The 24,339-nt window shown below is 35.7% G+C and carries 22 protein-coding genes; 8 read left to right on the forward strand and 14 right to left on the reverse strand.

Annotated elements, in window-relative coordinates; genetic code table 11:
• The first annotated feature begins 19 nt into the window (after window positions 1-19).
• From C237_RS0102395 to C237_RS0102405, 3 genes are all read left to right on the forward strand, one after another.
• Window positions 20-2,752: a SusC/RagA family TonB-linked outer membrane protein gene (locus C237_RS0102395; protein ID WP_018674891.1), complete on the forward strand. Its 2,733-nt coding sequence runs from the start codon at window positions 20-22 to the stop codon at window positions 2,750-2,752.
• Between the two features lie 18 nt (window positions 2,753-2,770).
• Entirely contained in the window at window positions 2,771-4,363 is a 1,593-nt protein-coding gene (locus C237_RS0102400; RefSeq protein WP_018674892.1) for a RagB/SusD family nutrient uptake outer membrane protein, read from the forward strand.
• 86 nt (window positions 4,364-4,449) lie between these two features.
• Window positions 4,450-6,597 carry a glycoside hydrolase family 97 protein gene (locus C237_RS0102405; protein WP_026315444.1) on the forward strand — a complete coding sequence of 716 codons (2,148 nt, stop codon included), beginning with the start codon at window positions 4,450-4,452 and terminating at the stop codon, window positions 6,595-6,597.
• Between the two features lie 71 nt (window positions 6,598-6,668).
• Here the strand turns inward: C237_RS0102405 and C237_RS0102410 are convergent, their stop codons facing one another.
• The 7 genes from C237_RS0102410 to C237_RS0102440 all read right to left on the reverse strand — a co-directional run bounded on the left by C237_RS0102410 (window position 6,669) and on the right by C237_RS0102440 (window position 14,318).
• Complete coding sequence (locus C237_RS0102410) at window positions 6,669-7,349, reverse strand: metal-dependent hydrolase (RefSeq protein WP_018674894.1); 681 nt, start codon at window positions 7,347-7,349, stop codon at window positions 6,669-6,671.
• 30 nt (window positions 7,350-7,379) lie between these two features.
• A complete protein-coding gene (gene menA, locus C237_RS0102415; protein ID WP_018674895.1) occupies window positions 7,380-8,312 on the reverse strand; it encodes a 1,4-dihydroxy-2-naphthoate octaprenyltransferase in 933 nt (310 codons plus the stop codon).
• 57 nt (window positions 8,313-8,369) lie between these two features.
• Window positions 8,370-9,206, reverse strand: a complete 837-nt coding sequence (locus C237_RS0102420; RefSeq protein ID WP_018674896.1) for a 1,4-dihydroxy-2-naphthoyl-CoA synthase — start codon at window positions 9,204-9,206, stop codon at window positions 8,370-8,372.
• Window positions 9,207-9,277: 71 nt separating this feature from the next.
• Entirely contained in the window at window positions 9,278-10,552 is a 1,275-nt protein-coding gene (locus C237_RS0102425) for a UDP-N-acetylmuramoyl-tripeptide--D-alanyl-D-alanine ligase (protein WP_018674897.1), read from the reverse strand.
• A 64-nt stretch (window positions 10,553-10,616) separates the two neighbouring features.
• Window positions 10,617-12,230: a gliding motility lipoprotein GldJ gene (gldJ, locus tag C237_RS0102430; RefSeq protein WP_018674898.1), complete on the reverse strand. Its 1,614-nt coding sequence runs from the start codon at window positions 12,228-12,230 to the stop codon at window positions 10,617-10,619.
• 189 nt (window positions 12,231-12,419) lie between these two features.
• The gene (locus C237_RS0102435; RefSeq protein WP_018674899.1) at window positions 12,420-13,397 is read right to left on the reverse strand and encodes a polyprenyl synthetase family protein; all 978 of its coding nucleotides are present in this window, start codon (window positions 13,395-13,397) and stop codon (window positions 12,420-12,422) included.
• Between the two features lie 39 nt (window positions 13,398-13,436).
• On the reverse strand, window positions 13,437-14,318 hold the full coding sequence (locus C237_RS0102440; RefSeq protein ID WP_018674900.1) for a hypothetical protein: 882 nt from the start codon (window positions 14,316-14,318) through the stop codon (window positions 13,437-13,439).
• Window positions 14,319-14,364: 46 nt separating this feature from the next.
• On the opposite strand from C237_RS0102440, the gene C237_RS0102445 reads away from it, so the two are divergent.
• Window positions 14,365-14,784, forward strand: coding sequence for an NUDIX hydrolase (locus tag C237_RS0102445; protein ID WP_018674901.1), 420 nt, complete (start codon window positions 14,365-14,367; stop codon window positions 14,782-14,784).
• Here C237_RS0102445 and C237_RS0102450 read toward each other — a convergent pair.
• Window positions 14,779-15,093 (reverse strand): DUF4286 family protein, encoded by a 315-nt coding sequence (locus tag C237_RS0102450; protein ID WP_018674902.1) that lies wholly within the window; start codon window positions 15,091-15,093, stop codon window positions 14,779-14,781. The genes C237_RS0102445 and C237_RS0102450 overlap by 6 nt on opposite strands.
• A 302-nt stretch (window positions 15,094-15,395) precedes the next feature.
• Between C237_RS0102450 and C237_RS0102455 the strand changes: the two genes are divergently transcribed.
• Entirely contained in the window at window positions 15,396-16,337 is a 942-nt protein-coding gene (locus C237_RS0102455) for an SPFH domain-containing protein (RefSeq protein ID WP_018674903.1), read from the forward strand.
• A 33-nt stretch (window positions 16,338-16,370) separates the two neighbouring features.
• Window positions 16,371-17,564, forward strand: a complete 1,194-nt coding sequence (gene kbl, locus C237_RS0102460; protein WP_018674904.1) for a glycine C-acetyltransferase — start codon at window positions 16,371-16,373, stop codon at window positions 17,562-17,564.
• A gap of 77 nt (window positions 17,565-17,641) precedes the next feature.
• On the opposite strand, the gene C237_RS0102465 is transcribed toward kbl, so the two are convergent.
• The 3 genes from C237_RS0102465 to C237_RS0102475 form a co-directional block, all read right to left on the reverse strand.
• Entirely contained in the window at window positions 17,642-18,241 is a 600-nt protein-coding gene (locus tag C237_RS0102465; RefSeq protein WP_018674905.1) for a CDP-alcohol phosphatidyltransferase family protein, read from the reverse strand.
• Window positions 18,242-18,473: 232 nt separating this feature from the next.
• The gene (locus C237_RS0102470; protein WP_018674906.1) at window positions 18,474-19,124 is read right to left on the reverse strand and encodes an alpha/beta fold hydrolase; all 651 of its coding nucleotides are present in this window, start codon (window positions 19,122-19,124) and stop codon (window positions 18,474-18,476) included.
• A 38-nt stretch (window positions 19,125-19,162) separates the two neighbouring features.
• Window positions 19,163-19,894, reverse strand: coding sequence for an NADase-type glycan-binding domain-containing protein (locus tag C237_RS0102475; protein WP_026315446.1), 732 nt, complete (start codon window positions 19,892-19,894; stop codon window positions 19,163-19,165).
• 184 nt (window positions 19,895-20,078) lie between these two features.
• Between C237_RS0102475 and C237_RS0102480 the strand changes: the two genes are divergently transcribed.
• The gene (locus C237_RS0102480; protein WP_018674908.1) at window positions 20,079-20,678 is read left to right on the forward strand and encodes a hypothetical protein; all 600 of its coding nucleotides are present in this window, start codon (window positions 20,079-20,081) and stop codon (window positions 20,676-20,678) included.
• Between the two features lie 24 nt (window positions 20,679-20,702).
• Complete coding sequence (locus C237_RS13840) at window positions 20,703-21,569, forward strand: hypothetical protein (RefSeq protein ID WP_018674909.1); 867 nt, start codon at window positions 20,703-20,705, stop codon at window positions 21,567-21,569.
• A gap of 298 nt (window positions 21,570-21,867) precedes the next feature.
• Here C237_RS13840 and C237_RS14885 read toward each other — a convergent pair whose 3' ends face one another.
• The 3 genes from C237_RS14885 to C237_RS0102495 are packed head-to-tail and all read right to left on the reverse strand — an operon-like array spanning window position 21,868 to window position 24,321.
• On the reverse strand, window positions 21,868-22,389 hold the full coding sequence (locus C237_RS14885; RefSeq protein WP_245539690.1) for a hypothetical protein: 522 nt from the start codon (window positions 22,387-22,389) through the stop codon (window positions 21,868-21,870).
• On the reverse strand, window positions 22,326-23,540 hold the full coding sequence (locus C237_RS13580; RefSeq protein ID WP_018674911.1) for an SWIM zinc finger family protein: 1,215 nt from the start codon (window positions 23,538-23,540) through the stop codon (window positions 22,326-22,328). Before C237_RS13580 ends, C237_RS14885 begins: the two co-directional genes overlap by 64 nt.
• Before the next feature lie 16 nt (window positions 23,541-23,556).
• A complete protein-coding gene (locus C237_RS0102495; protein ID WP_033398549.1) occupies window positions 23,557-24,321 on the reverse strand; it encodes a hypothetical protein in 765 nt (254 codons plus the stop codon).
• Between the last annotated feature and the right edge of the window lie 18 nt (window positions 24,322-24,339).

Raw genomic sequence — 24,339 nt, forward strand, 5'->3', positions numbered from 1 at the left:
TAACTAAAAACATAATTTTGTGAAAAGTTATACATTTTTAAAAGTTGCTCCTGCTTTTCTCTTGGCAGGTGCAATGTTACAGGCTCAAACTAAAGATTCCACAAAAGTCAAAAATATTGAAGAAGTGGTGTTAATTGGTTACGGGAGCAAAAAGAAATCAGATCTTACAGGATCGGTAACTGCCATTTCTGCTAAAGATTTTAATGGTGGTGCGGTATCTTCACCAGAGCAATTGATACAAGGTAAAGCGGCAGGGGTTCAAATCACGACCAATGGTGGTGCGCCAGGTAGCGGTTCTACCATTAGAATTCGTGGAGCAGCTTCGCTTAATGCGTCTAACGACCCATTAATTGTAATCGATGGAATGCCTTTGGATAATGGTGGTATCAATGGAGCGGCTAATCCGTTAGCCTTAATCAACCCTAACGATATTGAGTCGTTTAATGTATTGAAAGATGCATCTGCTGCGGCTATTTATGGTAACAGAGCAACAAACGGGGTCATCATCATTACGACTAGAAAAGGAACCAGAGGAAGATTAAAAGTAGGTTACAATGCGACGACTTCAGTTTCTGAAAAATTTGGAACGGTAAATGTATTGAATGCTAAGCAGTTTCACGATGTTGTCAATGAAGTTCAGCCAGCTGTAGCCCACCTTTTAGGCAAAAGTAATACTAATTGGCAAGAGGCTATTTATCAATTAGCCACAGGTTTTGATAATAATTTGACTTTTTCAGGTGGTCTAGGTAAAGTGCCTTTTAGATTATCATTGGGCTATTTAAATCAAGATGGTATTTTAAAAACTAACTCTATTGAAAGAAGTACAGCAGGGTTAAATCTCAATCCTAGTTTTTTTAATAATCATTTAAAGATTAACCTTAATGTAAAAGGAACTTATGTAGAAAACCGTTTTGCAGATGCTGGAGCTATTGGAGAAGCGGTAGCTTTTGATCCAACGCAATCTATTTATGACACTAATGTTCCACAGTTTGGTGGATATTGGGAATGGGTAGACCCTGCAACAGGAAAACCAAGCAACTTGGCAACTAAAAACCCAGTGTCTATGTTGTACCAAAGAAATGATGTATCCTATGTGAGAAGAGTATTGGGAAATGTTCAGTTTGATTATAAATTCCATTTTTTACCTGCCCTAAGAGCTAATCTTAATTTAGGTTTAGATTATGCAGACTCTAATGGTAGTGAAACGAAAGATCCAAGCTTAGCATCTGTCTTTAATGAAAATGGAACTACAAGACACTACACCCAAGAAAAGAAAAATAGATTATTAGAATTTTATCTTAACTATAGCAAAAAGTTACCTTCTTTAGATTCAGATTTAGATGTAATGGCAGGGTATTCTTACCAAAAATGGAATGAAAGTGCGCCATTTGCCCCAACGATTAATGGTTTGGGTGTTTCTAACCCTTCTAGCGGTGTAGATTTCTTCACACAGAATCTATTGATTTCTTACTATGGGCGTCTAAATTATACCTTTAAAAATAGATATTTATTAACCGCTTCTTTGCGTAGAGATGGTTCTTCAAGGTTTAGTGAAGAAAATAGATGGGGCTATTTCCCTTCTGTATCTTTGGCGTGGAGAATAGATCAAGAGAGCTTCCTAAAAGGTAGTCCAACAGTTTCTACTTTAAAATTAAGAGGCGGTTGGGGGATCACAGGTCAGCAAGATTTAGGAACTAGTAACTACCCTTATTTAGCGGTATACGGCTATTCAGATGGAGGTGCTAGATACCAGTTAGGGAACTCCTTTTATACACTGATTCGTCCTAATGGTTATGACAAAAATATTCGTTGGGAAACTACAGAAACCTCTAATATTGGTTTAGATTTTGGATTGTTTAAAGATAGACTATTGTTTGCAATAGATGCATATAGTAGAAAAACATCTGATTTGTTAAGCGTAGTACCTGTTCCTGCAGGATCTAATTTTACCAATTTACTTATGACCAATGTAGGGGATATGGAATCTAAAGGAGTGGAGATAGCTGCAACTGTAAAAGCGATTAAAAATGAGAATTTTACATGGGATTTTACAGCGAATGCTACTTGGCAAGAGGCTAAAATTACCTCACTATCAGTTACAGAAAATCCTAACCAAATTGTATTAACAGGTGGCATCAGAGGGGTTACAGGGACTAATGTACAAGTACAATCTGTAGGATATACCCCAAACTCTTTTTATGTATTAGAACAAAAGTATGATGCTAATGGCAAGCCTATTGAAGGAGAATATGTAGACCGAAATAATGATGGTGTAATAAATGAACAAGATTTATATCAATACCACTCACCAATGCCAAAGGCTCTGTTTGGCTTTTCATCTACTATGAATTACAAAAATTGGGATTTTGGCTTTACACTTAGAGCTAGTATAGGAAACTATGTTTATAATAATATGAACTCCCAGTTTGGAGCATCTGCTAGAATTTCAGGTAACGGAGGATATATTACAAATCTTACAACAGATTACTTAAATACTAAATTTAAAGAAAATCAATATCTTTCAAATTATTATGTAGAAGATGCATCTTTTCTTAGAATGGATAACATTAGCCTAGGATACAATTTCCCAAGCTTTATAGGTAAATCTAGATTAAGACTTAATGCTACAGTAAACAATGTATTTGTAATTACTAAATATAGTGGTATAGACCCGGAAGTTTTCAATGGTATTGATAATAATTTCTATCAAAGACCACGCGTGTACTCTCTAGGCTTTAATGTACAATTCTAATCCATAAAAAAATAAAAAATGAATTCAAAATATATAAAAATCGCCATAGCAGCCTTAGCTATTAATTTTAGCTTTATATCCTGCGAAAGAGATCTTAATGAATTTAATAGCAGTGATGTTACCTCTGAAACTATTTATCAAGATTTTAATAATTACAAAGGAGTATTAGCCAAATGTTATGCAGGGCTATCTTTGTCAGGACAAGGTGGCGGTGATGATAGGGCAGATGTAGGAGGTATTGACGGAGGAATGTCAAACTATTTAAGACAGTATTTCCAACTTCAAGAATTGCCAACAGATGAAGCAGTAATCGGTTGGGGAGATGCCAACTTGCCAGATTTGCATAATATGAACTGGGGGGCAGATAACCAGTTTACTACAGCAATGTACTATAGAATTATGTATCAAGTAACTCTAACAAATGAGTTTATTCGTGAAACATCAGATGAAAAATTATCTTCTCGTGGGATTTCTGGTACTCAAGCAGAAGAAGCCAGACTATTCCGCAATGAAGCAAGATTTTTAAGAGCATTAAGCTATTACCACGCCATAGATTTATTTGGTAATGTTCCATTCGTAGATGAAAACTCACCAGTAGGAGTAACGCCACCGCCAAGAATTGAAAGAAAGGATCTATTTAGCTATGTAGAAAAAGAATTAAAAGATTTAGAATCTAAGCTAAAAGCACCGCGTACCAATGAGTATGGTAGAGCAGACCAAGCTGCAGTGTGGATGTTATTATCCAAATTATATCTAAATGCAGAGGTATATACTGGACAAGCCCATTATAATGAAGCTGCAGATTATGCAAAAAAAGTCATCAATTCTGGTTTTTCCCTAAAACCTAAATATGAAGAGTTATTTTTAGCCGATAATGATATTAATAATAATGAAGTAATTTTCTCGATCAATTATGATGGTGCCCAGTCTAGAACTTGGGGCGGTACTACTTACATTATCCATGCAGGTATAGGCGGTAAAATGGATCCCTCTAAATATGGTGTAAATGGTGGATGGTGGGGACTTAGAACTACTAAAAACCTAGTTCAAAAATTCCCAGACGCTAATGGCTCAAAAGACATCAGAGGAAGATTCTTTACCAATGGACAAAATGATGAAATCAATAATATTGGAGATTTTGCAGATGGCTATCCATTAATTAAATTTAAAAATGTAACAAAGGCAGGTGTGGCAGGTAAAGATTCTTCTGGAAACTTTGTAGATACGGACTTCCCAATGTTTAGATTGGCAGATGCGTATTTGATGTACGCCGAAGCAGTGCTAAGAGGTGCCAATGGCAGTACAGCAGAAGCCCTTTCTTATGTTAACCAATTGAGAGAGAGAGCTTATGGAAATACATCGGGGAATATTAACCTCTCACAACTAACCTTAGATTTTATTTTAGATGAAAGAGCCAGAGAGCTAGCATGGGAAGCTTCTCGTAGAACAGATCTCATCAGATTCGGAAAATTTACCAGTGCAGCTTACTTATGGGCATGGAAAGGAGGTGTGAAGGAAGGAAAAGCAGTGGACGGATTTAGAACTCTTTATCCAATACCGTCTAAAGACTTAATAGCAAATCCAAACCTTAAGCAAAACCAAGGTTATTAAACAAAATTGCTAAAATTATAAAACAAAAGTGTTGTTTTTTAGCAACACTTTTATTATTTTTAACCCATAAAAATATTAATTTTATGATAACTAAAAAAAATATAGCAGCGGCATTGTTCACATTATCAATAGGTTACTTGTCTGCACAAACTTTAAAATCTCCAGATGGTAATTTTGAAATGAATTTTTCTCTAGAAAATGGAGTGCCTTATTATAATTTAAGCTATAAAGGACAACCAGTTTTAGAAAACTCAAAATTAGGACTTCAGATTTATAAAGAAACCACTTATAACCTTAAAGATATTACTAATCAGCCGAGTGTGGATTTAAGTTCAGGGTTTGTAAAAGTAGGGGAGACCAGAGCTTCTAAAAATGAAAACTGGCAGCCTGTTTTAGGTGAAAAGAAATTTTACAATAACCACTATAATGAACTAGCAGTTACTTTAAATAATAAAGAACAAAACAGAAATATCGTAGTAAAATTCCGTTTGTTTAACGATGGGCTAGGCTTTAGATATGAATTTCCGCAACAAAAAAACTTAAATTATTTTATCATTAAAGAGGAATTAACTGAGTTTGATTTTCCTACAGATATGAAAGCATGGTGGATTGCAGGAGATTATGATACAGAAGAATATCTATACCAAACAACTAAAGTTTCAGAAATTCCTGCTAAATGGGAACAATCGGTAGAGCAGAATGTATCTCAAACGCCAATTAAAAACGCGGTACAATCTCCAGTAATGCTAAAGCGTGAAGGTAAATCTCCTCTCTATATTAATGTAGCAGAAGCTGCTGTAATAGATTATCCAGCCTCCAATCTAGATGTAGATGCTAAAGACTATAAATTTACCATTCACCTAACTCCAGATGCACAAGGAGCTAAAGGGTATATCCAGACATCGGCGGTATCGCCATGGAGAACAATTATTGTATCCCCAAGAGCAGAAGAGGTTTTAGATTCTAAAATGCTATTTAGCCTTAATGAACCTACAAAATATAAAGATACCTCTTGGATTAAACCTACAAAATACATGGGAGTATGGTGGGAAATGATTATTGGAAAATCTTCTTGGGCATATTCAGATGCAGATAATGTAAAAATTGGTGAAACAGATTTTTCTAAACTAAAGCCAACAGGAAAACACGCTGCTAATAATGAGAAGGTTAAAGAATACATAGATTTTGCCGCAGAAAATGGTTTCAATGGGTTATTAATTGAAGGCTGGAATGTAGGTTGGGAAGATTGGTTTGGAAAATCTAAAGAATTTGTATTTGACTTTATAACGCCTTATCCAGATTTTGATATTAAAATACTCAACGACTATGCTCACAAAAAAGGTATTAAGTTAATGATGCACCACGAAACTTCGGGGTCGGCAGCAAACTACGAACTTTGGGCAGATAAAGCCTATCAGTTGATGAATCAATATGACTATCCTTCCGTAAAAACGGGGTATGTAGGTAATATTATTCCAAGGGGCGAGCATCATTACAGCCAATGGATGATTAATCATTATAATAGAATTGCAGAAAAAGCAGCTAAATATAAGGTAATGGTAAATTCTCATGAATCTGTTCGTCCATCTGGTTTAAGTAGAACTTATCCAAACTGGATAGCAGCAGAAGCAGCAAGAGGAACAGAATATGAAGTGTTTGGCGGTAATACCCCAGAACACCAGACAATACTGCCATTTACCAGATTTATGGGTGGTCCTATGGACTATACGCCAGGAATTTTCCAGACGAAAATGGATTATTATTTCCCTAATGATACACGCTTTGTTAAAACTACTTTAGCAAAGCAATTAGCACTTTATGTGGTGATGTATTCTCCGCTACAAATGGCAGCAGATTTACCAGAAAATTATAAAAAACACATGGACGCATTTCAGTTTATAAAAGATGTTCCTGCAGATTGGGACGATACTAAAATTTTATCAGCTGAGCCAGGTGACTATATCCATACGGCGAGAAAAGCCAAAGGCAAAGACGAATGGTATGTAGGTGGTATTACCGATGAAAATAAGCGTTCTTATACCGTAGATTTATCATTTTTAGATAAAGGTAAAAAATATGAAGCCACGATTTATGAAGATGCTAAAGACGCTGATTATATAGATAACCCACAGGCGTATCATATTTATAAAAAAGTAGTAACAAGTAAAACTAAACTGCCAGTCAATATGGCAAGAAGTGGAGGGTATGCTATTTCTATTAAGCCAATTAATTAGATTACTATTTATAACAAAAACCTCCGTTAATTGAATTTTAACGGAGGTTTTTATTTAAGAATCTATTTGATTTAAACCTCAAAACTTTCGCCTAATTTTAGCAATATTAATTCTATATTTCTATTATTAAAAGCTTGTTGGGCTTTATCGTGGTCTATACTGATAGGAGGGAAAGTATCAAAGTGACAACCGATAACCTTTGGACATTCTAATAATTCTGCGGCAGCAAAACTCGCTTTATCTGGGCACATAGTATAGTGTGAACCAATGGGGAGAATGCTTAAATCAATTTTACCATAAATTTTAGGGAACAAAGACATATCGTGCATCACCCCAGTATCCCCTGCAAAATAAATAGTTTTATCATCAAAATTAAAAATATAGCCTGCTGGCTCACCACCGTACGCACCATCTGGAAAAGAGCTGGTATGGAGTGCAGGCACCATAGAAATTTTTAAACCTTTAATATCGGTAGAACCTCCAAAGTTAATATCAATATTATTTTCATGCCCATAGTAGCCACAGATCTCTGGCTGGGCAATAACCGTAGCATTTGGGTGATGTTTTAACACTTCTTTTACATCCGCGGTATGGTCTTCGTGAGCATGGGTAATCAAGATATAGTCAATAGTTTGTGCTGAAATATCAAACCCAGATTGATCTTTCTGGAAGTTGTAAAAAGGATCAGAAATAATGGTCTTACCTTTATAAGTGAACAAAAAACAGTTTTGTCCTAGAAATTGTATCGTCATAAATATAGTTTAATGTGGTTAATGCCTTTATTAATAGTCAAAATAATTAAGTCCAAAGGCTAATAAAATTGCCATAACTAAAGTTAAAATACCTACTTGTTTTAAAAAAGGGTCTAATAATTTTGGTTCTTGCACTTGCATAATTTTTCTGCGTAGAGCCATCATTGGGAATAATAAAACCATTACGATAAAGGCATAATAATTCCCTGAGTGAAAGAAATCTTTAACACCTAAAAATATTAAAATTAAAATCAATGGCAATTGCAGTAATACCATTTGGTAAATCATGGCATATTTAAAACCTAGCCTTAGTGCTAAAGTTTTTTTACCAGTCATTCGGTCGCTTTCAATATCTCGCATATTATTAAGGTTAAGGACGGCAGTACTCATCATACCAACTGCTGAGGCGGGCAACAAAATACTCCAATCCCAAGATTTTGTAAATAAAAAATAGCTACCCCCCACCGAAATAAGTCCAAAGAAAATAAACACCATGATATCGCCTAAGCCTAAATAACCATAAGGCTTTTTGCCCACAGTATAGCCTATTGCCGCTAAAATACAAGCGACACCTATACCAATAAATATCCAAAATTTCTTAATATAATTGGGAAAGAATGCCAAATAGAGTAGAGCAACTGTCGCTATGAGTGATAATACGGCAGTCACGATAATTGCCGTTTTCATTTGCTGAGCCGTTACTTTACCAGATGCCACTGCACGGCTTTCGGCTTCACTAATTCTTTGTTGGTCTGTGCCTTTTACACCATCGCCATAGTCGTTAGCAAAATTAGATAATATTTGGTACAGCAAAGTCACCACTAGAGCCAAAATAAAAATACTAATATCCCAAGGTTCGCCTTGTTGTTTTAGTTGCCATCTTGCGATAAACGACCCCATAATGATACCACTTAGGGATAGCGGTAGTGTTCTTAGCCTTGCGGCTTGAATCCAAGTTTTCATTGATTTAGATTTGGAAATGTTAGACTTTAGAGATGAGAATTTAGACCTTGATATCCATTATGAAATCCATTGGTCTTTTCCAAAGTCTGGTTTTCTCTTTTCCAAAAACGCATTGCGTCCTTCTTTGGCTTCATCTGTCATATAGGCAAGTCTTGTGGCTTCCCCTGCAAATACTTGCTGACCAACCATACCATCGTCGGTTAGGTTCATTGCAAATTTCAGCATACGGATAGAAGTCGGCGATTTGGCAAGAATTTCCTGCGCCCATTCGTAGGCGGTATCTTCTAACTCTGCATGAGGTACCACTTTGTTTACCATTCCCATTTCGTAGGCTTCTTGAGCAGAATAGTTTCTACCCAAAAAGAAAATTTCTCTGGCTCTTTTTTGCCCCACCATTTTAGCTAAATAAGCAGAGCCATAGCCACCATCAAAACTGGTTACATCGGCATCGGTTTGTTTAAAAATAGCGTGTTCCTCACTCGCTAAAGTCAAATCACAAGTTACATGTAACGAGTGTCCACCACCTACTGCCCAACCTGGTACTACGGCAATCACCACCTTCGGCATAAAGCGAATTAAGCGTTGAACTTCTAAAATATTTAATCGATGTCTGCCATCTTCACCTACATAACCTTGATGTCCTCTGGCTTTTTGGTCGCCACCGCTGCAAAATGCCCAACCGCCATCTTTAGGGCTTGGACCTTCACCTGATAACAATACCACACCTATGGAAGCATCTTCGTAAGCATCGTAAAAAGCATCGTAAAGTTCAGAAGTGGTTTTAGGGCGAAAGGCGTTTCTTACCTCAGGTCTATTAAAGGCAATTCTGGCAACACCATTACATTTTTTATAAGTGATATCTTCGTATTCTTTTGCTGTTTTCCAGTCTATCATAATGTTTAATTTGGCGTAAAGTTAAGGATATTTTGCCTTTATCGCAACTGTATAAAGGCTTTTCAATCGCCTTATTTAATATTATCTATCACTTTTTCCAGCCCAATGCCTCTAGAACCTTTTAATAAGATATTTTTAGTGTTAATCGGATGTTGCTGTAAATAAATGGATAAATCTTGAGTGTTTTCAAAGGCTAAGCTTGATTGATTAACTTGCTTAAAACATGGACCGACCGTAATTATTTGTTCAAAGGCTAAATTGTTGGCTAAGTTTAAAATTTGCTCGTGTTCTTGTTTTGAAAACTCCCCTAACTCTAGCATATCGCCAATAATAATGGTTTTAGTGCCATCAAATTTTGAAAAATTTTCTAAAGATAATGCCATACTGCTAGGATTAGCATTGTAAGTATCTAGGACTAAAGTTTTACCATGTTTTTGCATGATTTGAGAACGCATATTGGTAGGCTCATAAGTTTCAATCGCTTCTTTAATTTGCTCAAAATCAATATTAAAATAAAGTCCTAAAGCCACAGCCACCGAAATATTGGTAAAGTTATAAGCACCTGTCAACTGGGTTAAGGCAGTTTGATTATGATATTTAATACCCACCTGATTATGCTGGTAAAACAACTCAAAATTAAACTCTGAGGTGGGCGAACCAAAAGTAATAGTTTTTGGGTAATCTTTAGTTTTTTCTACTTGTATGGCATCATTTTCATTGACGATAATGGTTTTATGTTCCGACTTTAGATAATCATACAATTCTGATTTTCCCTTGATGACCCCTTCAAATCCACCAAACCCTTCGAGATGGGCTTTTCCAAAATTGGTAATATACCCCAAAGTAGGCTGGGTAATACTACAAAGTAATTCTATTTCTTTTTGATGATTAGCACCCATTTCTACCACTGCTATTTCGTGTTCTGGTCGTATGGATAGTAGGGTAAGCGGCACACCGATATGATTGTTAAGATTCCCTTTGGTAAACTGAACAGAAAATTTCTTAGACAATACTGTTGCTATTAATTCTTTAGTAGTAGTTTTGCCGTTACTGCCGGTCAATCCAATAATAGGAATATCCAACTGCTGACGATGGTATTTAGCTAATGCTTGCAAAAACTCTAGGGTAGAGGGTACATAATAGATATTTTTCTCTGGATTTTCGTAGGTTGGATTTTCTACGATGACGGCTAATGCCCCATCTTCTATCGCTTGATTGGCGCGTGTAGCAGCATCAAAATTTTCACCAGAGAAGGCAAAGAAAATATCATCTTTCTTTAGGTTTCGGTTGTCTATAACAACGCTTTTGCATTGTTGATATATAGGGTAAAATTGAGTAACATTCATAAGTCAAAAATATAAAAATCCTTCCCAATTCGGAAAGGATTTTATTGTTTTATTTTGATAAAAATTATCTTTTGCTTCTTTTGTTGGCTACATCTTTAGCATCTTGTGCTACTCTAAAGCCAATCCAACCGTAGGCACGGCTTTCGTCTCGGTATCTTCTTTGTCCTGGGTCTAGCCAGTAAGCGGTATCTTTCCAAGAGCCACCTTTTACGACACGAGATTCGTTGGATACATTGGTGGTACGCATTTTTTTATCTTTTTCAAGAATCACGCGTCCTTTAGCATCTACATAAAACCTCTTTTTAGCCGAGTTATACATATTAAAATCTTTAGCTGCTGCACTGTCCAACTCTCTACCATAACCTGCATCTAGCGAAGACATAAAATCACCATCGCGGAAGTTTTTATCATCGCCCACCACTTCTCTTTTGAATTGTCCAGGCATACCTCTGTATATTCTTCTGCCATCTGCTAAAGTATCAAATGCGATATTAGAACCATTAACTTTAGTATAAGTACCATCTGCATTTTTTACTACTTCCTTGGTTACATTGCCACGATAGTAGTTAAAGTCGCTGGCTTCTTCATCTATAATTGGTCGATATACATCGGCTGTCCATTCTGCCACATTGCCATACATTCCATAAATTCCTAAATCATTAGAAGGATATTGTCTTACATCCGAAGTAGTGGCAGAACCATCATTATTCCAACCCGCCGTTCCAGAGTAGTCCCCTCTACCGTATTTAAAGTTTTCTAGGAACATCCCTCTATTTCTACCTTTTCTACCTCTTAATCTATCGATTTCTGGAGTTTTTCCTTCATAAAGATTATACTCTCTATTTTTTTGAAGTCCTAGAGCAGCAAATTCCCATTCTACCTCAGTAGGCAATCTAAATTTAGTCACTACGCCAGAAGTGGCATTTCTGTTTACCGCAACGACTCTAGCATTAGGATTTTTGATACCCGTTTGCTTTTTTAATCGTTGTTCATTGATATAGGCTTGCATTTCAGGGTCGTTACTTTTATATTTATCTAAAGTAAAAGAAGCCTGACCTTGGTTGTTACTATCGTTTACATAGAGGTCTTTAGAAATTACCCCTTGGTCCATCAATGCTTTTTCATTCGCTCTATCAGTTAGCCATTCACAATATTTGGTTGCTTGTAACCAAGACACCCCAACCACTGGATAATAGTCGAAACTTGGGTTTCTAAAATAGGTTTCGGCATAGTCGTTTCTAGATAGTTTATTGTTCCACACCAAAGTATCGGGTAATGCGCCTGTATAAATATCCTTGAATTGCGGGTCAGACGGTGGAAATACATACTTTAGCCAAGTGACATAAGAGCGGTAGTCATAATTTGTAGTTTCCGCTTCACCAATAAAAAATGAACTGACTTGCATTCTTCTTGGTGTGTTGTTCCAATCGTGCATTACATCATCTTTTACTAAGCCCATGGTAAAGGTTCCACCTTCTACATACACCATACCTGGCGATGCTTTAGGCTTTTCTTTTTTGCCAGAAAAAAACCAACCTTTGGCATCGTTGGGTTTCCATCCTGTTTGACTTATAAAGCGCTTAGTGCCGCCACCTTTTTTGGTATTATTACCACCGCAACTTACTAAAAGTAGGGTAGAGCCTAATAGACTTAATGAAAATAACTTTAGTTTTTTCATCCTTATTGTTTATATTGTTTATATTAAACTATTGTTAATCATTACTTTAAGTATATTATAATAATAAAGCAATAGTTTTTTATGGGTTAAAATTTAAGACCTACAAAGTAAATCAAATTATTCTATTTTACAAAATTTAGAACCTTAATATTCTTCAAAACGATATTGTAAGTATTTTATTGTTTTAGTTTAAAATTTTCTTTCAATAACATAATCCAGCATTAACCTTAAAGATTGCTTGGCTTTAGATTCTGGAAATTCTTCTAAAATCTGCTGGGCTTTATGTTGAAAATCTTTCATCACTCCAATAGCATAATCCAAGCCACCTGATTGTTTTACAAATTGAATTAATTCTTTTACTCTTTTAGAATCATTATTATAGCGTTTGATGGTATTAAAGTAATACTTTCGGTCTTTTTCGTTGGCATTTTTTAGGGTATAGATTAACGGTAAAGTCATTTTCTGTTCTTTAATATCAATCCCAATGGGTTTACCAATCACATTGTTAGATAAGTAGTCGAATAAATCATCTTTGATTTGAAATGCCATCCCTGTGAGTGTTCCAAAAGTTTTCATTTTTTCTACTGTTTCGGCATCGGCATTATTGGATAAAACGCCTATCTGGCAACAAGCGGCAATTAGTGTGGCTGTTTTTTGTCGGATGATTTCATAATAAACTTCCTCAGTAATGTCTAATTTTCTGGCTTTTTCCAGTTGTAACAATTCGCCTTCGGACATTTCCCTTATGGTATTAGAAATTACCGCAAGCAAATCAAAGTCCTGATGGTCTGTGGATAGCAATACCGATTTAGAAAGCAGATAATCCCCTACTAAAACAGCAATTTTATTTTTCCAAAGGGCATTGATAGAGAAGAAATTTCGTCGTTTAAAACTTTCGTCCACCACATCATCATGCACCAAAGTAGCGGTATGGATCAGTTCAATCATAGAGGCGCCACGGTAGGTTTTTTCATTTACACTTCCAATCAACTGGGCACAAAGGAATACGAACATTGGTCGCATTTGCTTTCCTTTAGTCGTTACGATAAAGCGGGTCACTTTATCCAATAACGGGACTTTGCTTTGCATGGATTCATAAAACTTTTGCTCGAAAAGTTTCATTTCTTCGTTAATCGGTTTTCTTATCTCTTCTACAATATTTGCCACAGATTACAGATTCTTATGTTTTAGAATTACAAATATACACTATTTAAGTTTATCGTAAGGCAGAAAATATAAGGGTTGTTTTACATCACTGATGCGGGTTTTAAATCGTTCCCCAGAAATATACAGTCCATTTTCTGTCGCAGTGATACCTTCAATTTGCCCTAATTTGAAACTCATTCCCAAATAGTATTTTTCAGGTTTAAGTTCAAAAAATCGGTTGGGTTGGCTCTCTGTAAAGACTGTTAAAAACACTTCTGCCTTTTTGGTATAGCCAATGATATAAAGCTTGCCATTTCTATAAGTAGCATCTGTAGCAAGGTAGCCCAGATGATATTCCTCAATTGGTGCTAAGCTTTGTTTGTCCGCTTCATTTAATTTTAATTCGTAGTGTTTAGTATCGTAGGACGCCCATTCTTTAGAAAAGATTTGAAGATTTTGATGATGATAAATCATGGCTTCTGCATCAAAATTGTGTTTTACATTGCGTGGGGTAAAATCTTTTTGTTGTGCGTATTGAAATTCATATACTTTATCGAAAGTCCAATGGTCATCATTAGAATAGGGGAAACGGTAGATTTTCAAGTCTTTTCTATTACCTCTATTGTTTCCAAAATCCCCAATGTATATATTGTGTTCGTCGGTTGCCATCGCTTCCCAGTCGTAGTTTTTAGCATTGGTTTTTATGGTTTTAATCTTGCCATTTTCAGGGTTGATTTTGTGAAGGTAAGGTTGATTTCCGCTATCATTAAAGGATATTAAAGTGTTATCCACATAAGCCAATCCAGAAGTTTCCTCTAAGGCTTTATCCAAAATACAAGTGCGGTATTTTTTCTTTAATTTTAAAAACTTTAAATCTTGTGCTGTGGTGGTGCTAAAAAATGATAAGGTAATAATAGCGGCGAAAATTTGTTTTTTAAACATAAAAGTAAGTTACTTTGTCATGCAAAAATAAGAAAAGATTTTAGAAATGATAGACAAAATTAATGTAAGAGTCTATGGAATTGCATTAAACTCTAAGCGGGAAATTTTAGTTTTGGAAGAACAATATATTGACGAAGATTTAGTGAAACTACCTGGTGGTGGCTTAGAGTTTGGCGAAGGACTTACCGATTGCTTGATAAGGGAATTTGAAGAGGAACTTAACTTAAAAGTAACCGTAGACAAACATTTCTATACCCAAGAGGACTTTTTAGTGTCTAAGTTTAGAGCTAACGAACAACTATTAACGGTCTATTACTTGGTTAATATCCTGAATATTGAAGAATTAGAAATAAAAGAACCAAGCATTGATGCTGTAAAATGGGTGCCTTTAGCCTCTGAAAATCCATTAAAACTCCCTATCGATCACAGGGTTTTCGATAGGTTGAAGGAAGCCAATGGTTTATAAAGTCGTTTCAAACGGATTGAGTAAAGTTACAAAGACTAGAACCTTAGTCTGGAACACCGATTCTATATCTTGCTGAATATAGGCTAGTTCGTTTTCTAAAAATAGTTGTCGCTGATGGTCATCAGAAAAAATTAGTAGAAGATTGGTGTTTTTTCCTTCTTGAAGCATTGCCGTTTCCACATCGGATAATATATAGTGTTTGACTTGTGGAATTTTTGATGCCACTTTTTTAAGCGATTGATTTTTATATTGTTCCCAATCATTTAGTGCATCAAATTCACAATGAAAGGTAATACTTAGTAGACTCATGTTTAGTTGGCTTTAAAATAATTTGGCAAATTTAAGCATTTTTTCAGCTAGATTTTAGATTATAAATTAAGTTGAGAACTTTGAGTGATGAGGGTTAAGTAAATTATAAATGCTAAGTTATATATTATAAATTAAAAGTGAAGAGTTAAAAGTTTTCCGTGGTGAGTGGCTTAGTGCCTATTGCCTACTGCTTATTGCCGATGGCTATTCATTGTCTAAATTCTAAATTCTAAGTTCTAACCTCTAACCTCTAAACCATTAGTACATTAAAAATAATTATTATCTTTACGAAAAATTACATTATGAATATATTATTTATTAGCGGGTCTATAGGACTAATTGTACTATTTGGATTTATTTTCCTAAGTTTCTTTGGATTATGGTTTATCGTAAAACAGCAAACGGCAGTAGTTGTTGAGCGATTAGGGAGATTCCATAGCGTAAGAAATTCTGGATTTAATTTAAAAATTCCATTTATCGACCAAATTGCAGGGCGTATTTCATTAAAAATTCAGCAATTAGATGTAGTGGTAGAAACTAAAACTAAAGATGATGTTTTTGTAAAACTTAAAGTCTCTACACAATACTTGGTTATTAAAGAAAAAGTTTATGATGCCTTCTATAAATTAGATAATCCCCAAGCACAAATTACCTCTTATATTTTCGATGTCGTGCGTGCGGAAGTTCCAAAACTTAGATTAGACGATGTCTTTGAAAAGAAAGACGATATCGCTATTGCCGTAAAATCTGAACTTCAAGAAGCGATGAACGATTACGGTTATGATATCATTAAAACCCTAGTTACAGACATTGATCCAGATGAGCAAGTAAAACACGCCATGAATCGTATTAACGCTTCCGAAAGAGAGAAAATTGCTGCTCAATATGAAGGGGATGCTCAGCGTATTCTAATCGTGGAAAAAGCAAAAGCCGAAGCCGAAAGTAAAAGATTACAAGGTCAAGGTATTGCCGACCAAAGACGAGAAATTGCCAAAGGATTGGAAGAATCTGTAAATGTACTCAATAGGGTGGGGATTAACTCCCAAGAGGCATCCGCATTAATAGTTGTGACTCAACATTACGACACATTATCTTCTATCGGAGGTACTAACAAATCTAATTTAATTTTACTGCCTAACTCGCCAAGTGCGGCTGGGGATATGCTGAATAACATGATTGCTTCCTTCTCTACGGCGAACATCATTGGTGAGGAAATGAAAAAGAAAAATAATTTTACCGAATAAATCAATAGCTAAAATAAACTAATTAATAATCTTATGATTTCAAAACAGTATTTAGAACACTTACAAAACGAACTTCAAAATATTAAAAACGAAGGTCTTTACAAAAACGAACGCATTATTACCTCGCAGCAGTCAGCGGAGATTGTTGCTAATGGTAAAAAATTACTGAACTTTTGTGCCAATAATTATTTGGGACTTTCCAACCATCCAGAAGTGATGAAAGCCTCTCAGGAAGCCATCGCCTCACACGGATATGGGATGTCTTCAGTGCGGTTTATTTGTGGCACACAGGACATTCACAAGCAGTTGGAAGCCAAGATTTCCGAGTTTTTAGGAATGGAAGATACCATTCTCTATGCCGCTTGTTTTGATGCTAATGGCGGCGTTTTTGAACCACTTTTTACCGACCAAGATGCCATTATTTCCGATGAACTGAATCACGCTTCTATTATTGATGGGGTAAGGCTTTGTAAAGCAGCAAGATACCGATACAAAAATAATGATATGGCAGATTTGGAAGCCCAGCTCCAAGCCGCCAGTGAAAAAGATCACCGCTTTAAAATCATCGTTACCGATGGTGTATTTTCTATGGATGGCATTGTGGCAGATTTAAAAGGGGTTTGTGATTTAGCCGAAAAATATAATGCTTTGGTCATGGTGGATGACTCCCACGCCACGGGTTTCATCGGAAAAACGGGTAGAGGAACTCACGAAGCCAACGAAGTGATGGGGCGTGTGGATATTATCACTTCCACTTTGGGTAAGGCTTTAGGTGGTGCTTTGGGCGGATTTACTTCTGGAAAAAAGGAGATTATAGATATGCTTAGACAGCGCTCTCGCCCTTATTTATTCTCTAATTCATTGGCTCCAGGGATTGTAGGTGCTGCTTTAAAAGTTTTAGAAATGATTTCCGAGAATACTAGCCTTAGAGACAAAGTTATGGAAAATGCGCAATATTTTCGTACGGAGATGAAAATCCGAGGTTTTGATATTCCAGATGGAGATGCCGCAATTGTCCCTGTGATGTTATACGATGCGCCACTTTCCCAAAAAATGGCAGAAAAGCTAATGGATGAAGGCATTTATGTCATTGGATTTTTCTATCCTGTGGTGCCGAAAGGCAAGGCGAGGATTAGAGTGCAACTGTCTGCTGCCCATACGCGTGAGCATTTGGATAAAGCCATTGCTGCTTTTGAGAAAGTCGGTAAAGAACTAGGCGTTATTTAATTCAACTCACAATCCCTTAACTACTATCTGTTAAGGGATTTTTATTGATATTATGACTCAACTACTATAGTGCTTTATCAACTATTCAGCCATTTACTTTTTTTGATGGGTCTTCCTTTTCGGATAAGATACGCATGGTAGACACTTGGAATATCATTCTGCCATTTAGGGAGTAAAAGTATAATTAAAATGACATCCAACTGTGAAATTATTCCCCAAATAATCGTTATTTTTAAAAGAATTCCTCCATACGAAAACACAATCATCCCAACAAAAGTGCTGAACAATAAGAGTCCCCAGATTTTGGATAAAAATGCATGGGTGCAAGTCTCTTTTCCAAATTTTATAAAACTCACCGCATAGCACAATCCCTCTAGAATAAATACCGAAATAATACCCCAGCGGTGGGCTTTAATGATTTCTGGATGTAAAATATAGCACGACACTGCAATGGCAATCCAAAATACCAAGTCCATCTGACTATCCCATCGGCGGAGCTGTACGGTACTAATGTTTTGATGCCTCGCAATAATTCCGTCAAAAATATCGGATACAATACCCCAAACTATAATACCGAATAGTATTAAATTCGCACTTTGTCCATAGCGATAGGCTATCCATACGGCTACAGGTGCCAAAAATAATCGACTAAACACAAGAAGATAAGGTATGTTCATTAGTATATGAATTTTTAATGTGTCTAAATTAGTGTTTTTTTAGAAATCTATTTTGCAAAAGTATATAGCTATATTATGATATTTTGGGCGTGCCCCTTGCCAATGCTTTTTCCTATGCTCGGGTCGGGCTTTCGCCTTTATCTTTTTATCGTCGTTCCTCCTCAAAAAAGGATATCGGCTCTATCCCTCACGCAATAGCAACACCTGCTCTAATAGTCCATGAACTGTTCTGTTATATCCTATTTTCAATCGCTTCTAAAACCCATTTCGAAACCTCGTCAGGTTGATTCATCGTCATAAAATGTCCACCGCCGAGAATTTTGACAGGATTTTCTATATTTCTAAAAGGTAGTATTCGGTCGCGGGTTCCGTGAACATGAATTATATTCTTCATATCCGTATCGGGGTGCCAAGTAAGAATTTTTCGTATTGCCCATTTCAGAAATCGCGGATTGGTTTCACGAATAATTTTTGCAAGTAATCGTTTGTTGTATTTTGTTTTTACTCCAAATGCCCAATTGAGAATAGTATTAGGTGTGGTTAAAAGTTTTGCAGGAATGAAAGTGTCTATTTTCAATTTCCCTAATACTCTATAATAGAGCGGTATTTCGCTTTTTTCTTTTGCTGACGCAATGAGAATTACTTTTTCTACTACTATATGTTTCGCCACTTCTACCGCTATCATACCACCAAAAGACAACCCAATTAAGATAGGTTTTTCACTTGTGATTTGAGAAGTAAGTCGCAGGGCGTAATCAGATATTGACTCGTTGGTTTCAGGGGCTATCCACTCAATAAAAGTTACCTTATGATTAGAAAAATTCATTTTCTCAAATACACAATGGTCGGCACCCAATCCGCTAAAAATATAGAGGTCTTTCATGGTTTTTGTATGCAATTCTATCCTACAATCAGTATCTCCTAATGCACATCAATTCCGTCAAAATAGATTTCCGTAATGGCGGTATCGTTGTATTTTTTACCTTTATAGACTTCTACAATTTCAAATTTTAACACCAAATCGGAACTATCGGCGTTATGCCCTAAGATACCCACTTCAAAGACCTGATTTGTTCTACTGTCTTCTAAATTCAAATAGCCCGCAACCTCTCCATTAACGCTTAATTTGAGTTTCTTTACACGATTGTTCTCCAACCACGATTTTTGTGTTTTTACATATCCATTCGTAATGATAATTTTGGTAATCCTGGGACTTTCATTTTGAAAATAATATTCTAAATATTCGCCAATCCCTTCATCTTTTTTACCTTCTACCCATGCGGTTTTATAACTTAAATCATTGGCACTTTTTGCATCGTAATGAATGGTGTTAGTAGTGCTTAAATGAGATGATACAAAAACCTTATAACTACCTCCACCGCAATACCAACTACAACCTCCCTCTATTATATCCCAAATACTCTCGACGACTTCTCCATATTTTTCTAAGAGTTGATTGAGTTCTTTTTGTTTTTCTACATTCAAATTTTCACGCGCTAACAATTGATTTTGCCTTTCAATTTCACGCGCGATCTTTTCACTTAAATCTAATTTTAAAATTTTGGTAGGATAATAATTGGGTAATTTATTATTCTGCCCAATTGCCCAGTTAAAAGAGTACAGAATCATCATGAGGTTGAAAAGAGTTTTCATAAAAGTAATTATAAATATACAATAATAACAAACTTACAAAAAAATCATAAAAATAATTCCACTTTTTTTTATAAAAATTTAGTCTAAAAACTATATCTTTTTATACATTTGCACCAAACTAACAAAGAACATATAAAATGAAATTTAATTCTACCCCCCCCGTTATAAATGTCTGAAAATCAGTATGTTAGCCTTGTTTGTGTCCACAGCAACTTTTGCCCAAGTGGGCATCAATGCAGATGAAAATACCATCGAAAAAGATGCTGTATTACATATCAATAGCGCTGCAAATACCAAACAAGGAATAGTAATACCTAAAGTAGCTCTGACCGGCAAAAAAGAAATCATCAAACCCAACGCTACAACCAACACTACAAGTCTATTGGTATGGAACGACGGAACCGGTGGACTAACTCCGGCAGGATTTTATTATTGGCACAATGACGAGTGGAATCTGCTCAACACCTCTTCCTCCTCTACTTCACAAGAGGGTACATTTACACGTAACTTCCGAAAGGATAACCGAGCAACGGTAAAAGTAGATAAATTGCAAGACGGTGCTACCCCAACAAAAGATTATTTTGTATATATGGATAGTGTACAGGATTTAATTCTTCCACCTCCCATTCCAGATAACATCGGTAGAATGTTATGTTTTTACGCTCCTTACACAACCGCAAATATAAGTCCGCACCCCATCGGTCAATGGCAAACATTACAAGCAGGATATACCTCATGTTATATTTCTACCGGAGATAAATGGCTAAACTCAACAGGATTATAATCATTTGATAATTCAAAACATAGTATGAAAAAATTGATTATCATAGCAAGTATTGCCATCAGCACATCGTCGTTTGCACAGATAAAGACAAACCTCGAAATATCTCAAAATAGTATCCCAAATCAAACTCCTTTTTTAGATGCTTCATCCTCCATTAATTGGAATTCTTCTACCAATATAGGAAAAGGATTGGTGTTCCCAAGAACTGATTTGGTTCAGCTTTCAAATCTCATTGCTATTCCCAATGGAGTGGCTGTTGCTTACCCTAACCGACTGAATGGTATGGTGGTTTATAACACGGCTTCGGGAAAAGCCGGTATTGGTAATACCGATGTTTCTCAAGGATTTTATTATTACGAAAATAAATCCAACTTGCTTAATGGAGGAACATGGAAACGTATTGGCAACGAAAACTTGGCAAGCATTACGACTCTCTACACCGGTGATGGCACTTTGAAAGAAAACCGAACGGTAACGATGGACGGGAAAAACTTAGCTTTTAACGGAACAGGAAATATAGGGATAGGCACTACAAACCCCACAGAAAAATTAGAAGTAAACGGCAATGTAAAAATTAATAATTTATACGAAACAGAAGCCACTGCTCCCACTAAAACTGTTGCTGTAGGAGCTGATGGTGTTTTAAAAGTTAAACCGAAAACCCCAGGCAATACTATAGATGATTTTCTTCTTGCCAATCAACTTTATACCACCAATGTAAACTCAAAAGAATTTTATCCCGTTATTATCTATTTCAAGCATTATGGTGGCATTATGGGGTATAAATTTAGCATTGTAGATGATATATGGCATATAGAGATAGTTCCAACAGAGAGTTTGAACTTTGGTGAACAAGGTGCAGCTATAGAGATTATGTGGCTCAACCGATAACTTACTATTTCATTTTATAAATGAATTTTAAAAGCACTTTAATCAACGTTAAAGTGTTTTTTTATTTCATATAGAGCTATATAATCCACCTAATACCATTGCAAAATTTTAAAAAAAAAGAAGATGGAGGTTTTTGACACTATCCCCCGCGTGAGGGCGGAGGGCATTGTTGGAGTTCCTTTTGTTGTCATGCTGAGCGTAGTCGAAGCGTGACAAAAAAAAGAACGACTGCCCGTAGACTGACGCTCTGCCTTTTTCCTAAAAAAAAAGGCAGAGGGGCACGCCCAAAAAAAATGATTTAAAGCTTGGACAATTCGTCTAATAAAGCTCTACGATTCGAGTACTTGGTTTTGAAAAATGTAACGAGTTTTTCCACTTGTTCTTCGCCTCCTAATTTTTTCATCCGCCGTAGATACTGACACGCTTTTTGGTAGTGTTCTCTGCCCATAAAACCATCTACATAGGGTAGGAGTTGTTTTTTGTAAAGTTGTATCAATTCTTGAGCGTAATCTTCGGCAAGGTATTCTTCGTAGTTTTTTATACGCTCCAATGATATACACTGTTTAAGTAGTACGAATAGTCTATCCCACCATTGTTCGTTGATGTATATTTTTTCTATCAGTTGTGCAGAACGCCATCTGTCTTTTGTCGTGGATACCTCTTGAATGATTTCTTCTAAAAAGGTTTTCCAGTTTTCGGGAGCGATTGTATTTTTAAGTAGTTGATAATAGTCGTATTTGGCTCTGAAATTATCTATCAAACGATAACGAGCGTATTGTATGATTTTTGGGGTGTCTTCTTGAGCAAGGGCAATAGCCAATCATACCATTGTATGGCGTGTCCGGGTCTGTCTTTTTCGTCGTAAGCAATGCCGTCTTTTGCTAGTTGTTTGGCTTTGTCAAATTCTTTATCTTCGATGGCTTTTTGTATCTCTTGTATTCTAATATCTGGATTGGTAATATTCTTTTGGATAAAAGTATCTACTTCTTTTTGGGATTTGTATTTTCTTAGCAATTCTAATTGATAAAGCTGAACTTGTTTTCTTTCATAGTCTCCTTCAACTCTCTCTAAAGACTCTAAAACGGTTTCTACTTCTGTTTCATTATTGGCTAAATCGGCTGCCACTTTCAATATTTCTATGTGCCAATCCCATCCCTTGAAAAGTCCCTGCTGAAAGGTGGAAATACCATAGTTATAGAGTTCTTGCCGTAGTGTGGGGGACATAGGCTCTTCTATAAGATTGAAAATAAATCCCATAGATGTATTTATAAGATAGCCCAATTCTCCATTGCTATCATCTGTGTATTGGATGGCTTTGGTCATTTCTTCCACTATGGATGTGGCAATATAAAATACAGTTTCATAATCTTTTTGTTCTAATGATTTTTCAGCATTATCTATAAAGGGTTGTACGGTTTTAGATACTTGTTTTATACCTACCCAATCAATCCAGCCATCTCTGCCTTTAGCCATTTTTAAGATAGATTGTATTTGTTTTTGATAAAAATCTTTAGACTTATTCTCTTCTATAAGATGACTAAATGAAGCCATAAAAAAGTTTCTAAAATTTTTATCTTTTTTACTATATTCCACGATAAATGCCGATAAGTCCTCGGGGGATATTTTACCCAACAGTGAATGAACCGATGGGCTTTTTTTGTTTCTTTTTGATTTTGGCGATGAGATAGTATCCAATGATAGTTCATCTTGTAGCAAATAAAAAATGGCAGCTACAATATGCTTACAAACTGCTCCCATATCATAGGGGCAATCACATTGATGTTCTGTAATAACGCCATTTTTTATTTTCAGACAAACCGTATAATTTTCCGTTCCAGAGACTATGGCCTCGTATTCTCCGTTTGAAATTTCACTAAGATTGGTTACAGCATTGTTTTTAAAGTAAGACAAGCCTCTTTTGAGAATCGTTTCGTCTATAAGTTGCTCAAATTGATTTAATGGGATTTGCATTTTCTGTATTTATAACTTATTGATTTAATGACTTGGATACAGGTGTTTTTTCAAAATCAAATATATCGGGAACAATCGTTATTTCAAACCATTCTTTGAACATTTTATAGTTTCGTTTTTGGGGCCATTCTTTTTTGTTGAGGTGATAAATTTCTAATTCAAATTGGAAGATTTGATCGAATTTCTTTTTTAGCCAAGTGTCTATATCTTTATCATCTTTTAATAGATAAATATTGGTGTCTGGCTCGAAATCGGTATCTTCTGGGTAGAGGTTTTGGTACCAATCTACCAAGGGTTTTAGTGGTTTGATGATAATGGCTATACGGTTGATATAATTTTGATCATAATCATCGTCTTCATAAGAATCACTCGGCTCCATTTGGTCTAACATTTCAACAAGAAATTGATCTTTAGGCTCAGCGATTACCGTAAGAACAGGGTCTGCGTTTTCTATTGTTGTTATTTCATAATCTCTTATAAAATTGGTGTATTTACTAAAATACTTCAATTTATACTCTATCATTTTTTTAATGACTTTTGAATTGATATGAGGCAAATTATCTAGTCCTTTTTTGATGTCTTCTATTGCATCTTTCGGCAGAATTTCCTGCATATTGGCAATGTTCCATGCGTTTACTGCCATATCTATGGCGTCTTCTAATTCTGTGTCACCAAATTCTTTTTCGAAGGGATTCATCATTTGCATAAGCATATCAGAATATTTTACTCCTTCGTTTTGTACTATTCTAGTATTTCCAAATAGATTGATTTTTTTACTCATAACATTATTTTTATTTTT

The sequence above is a fragment of the Riemerella columbina DSM 16469 genome (genome assembly GCF_000374405.1).
GTDB lineage: Bacteria > Bacteroidota > Bacteroidia > Flavobacteriales > Weeksellaceae > Riemerella > Riemerella columbina.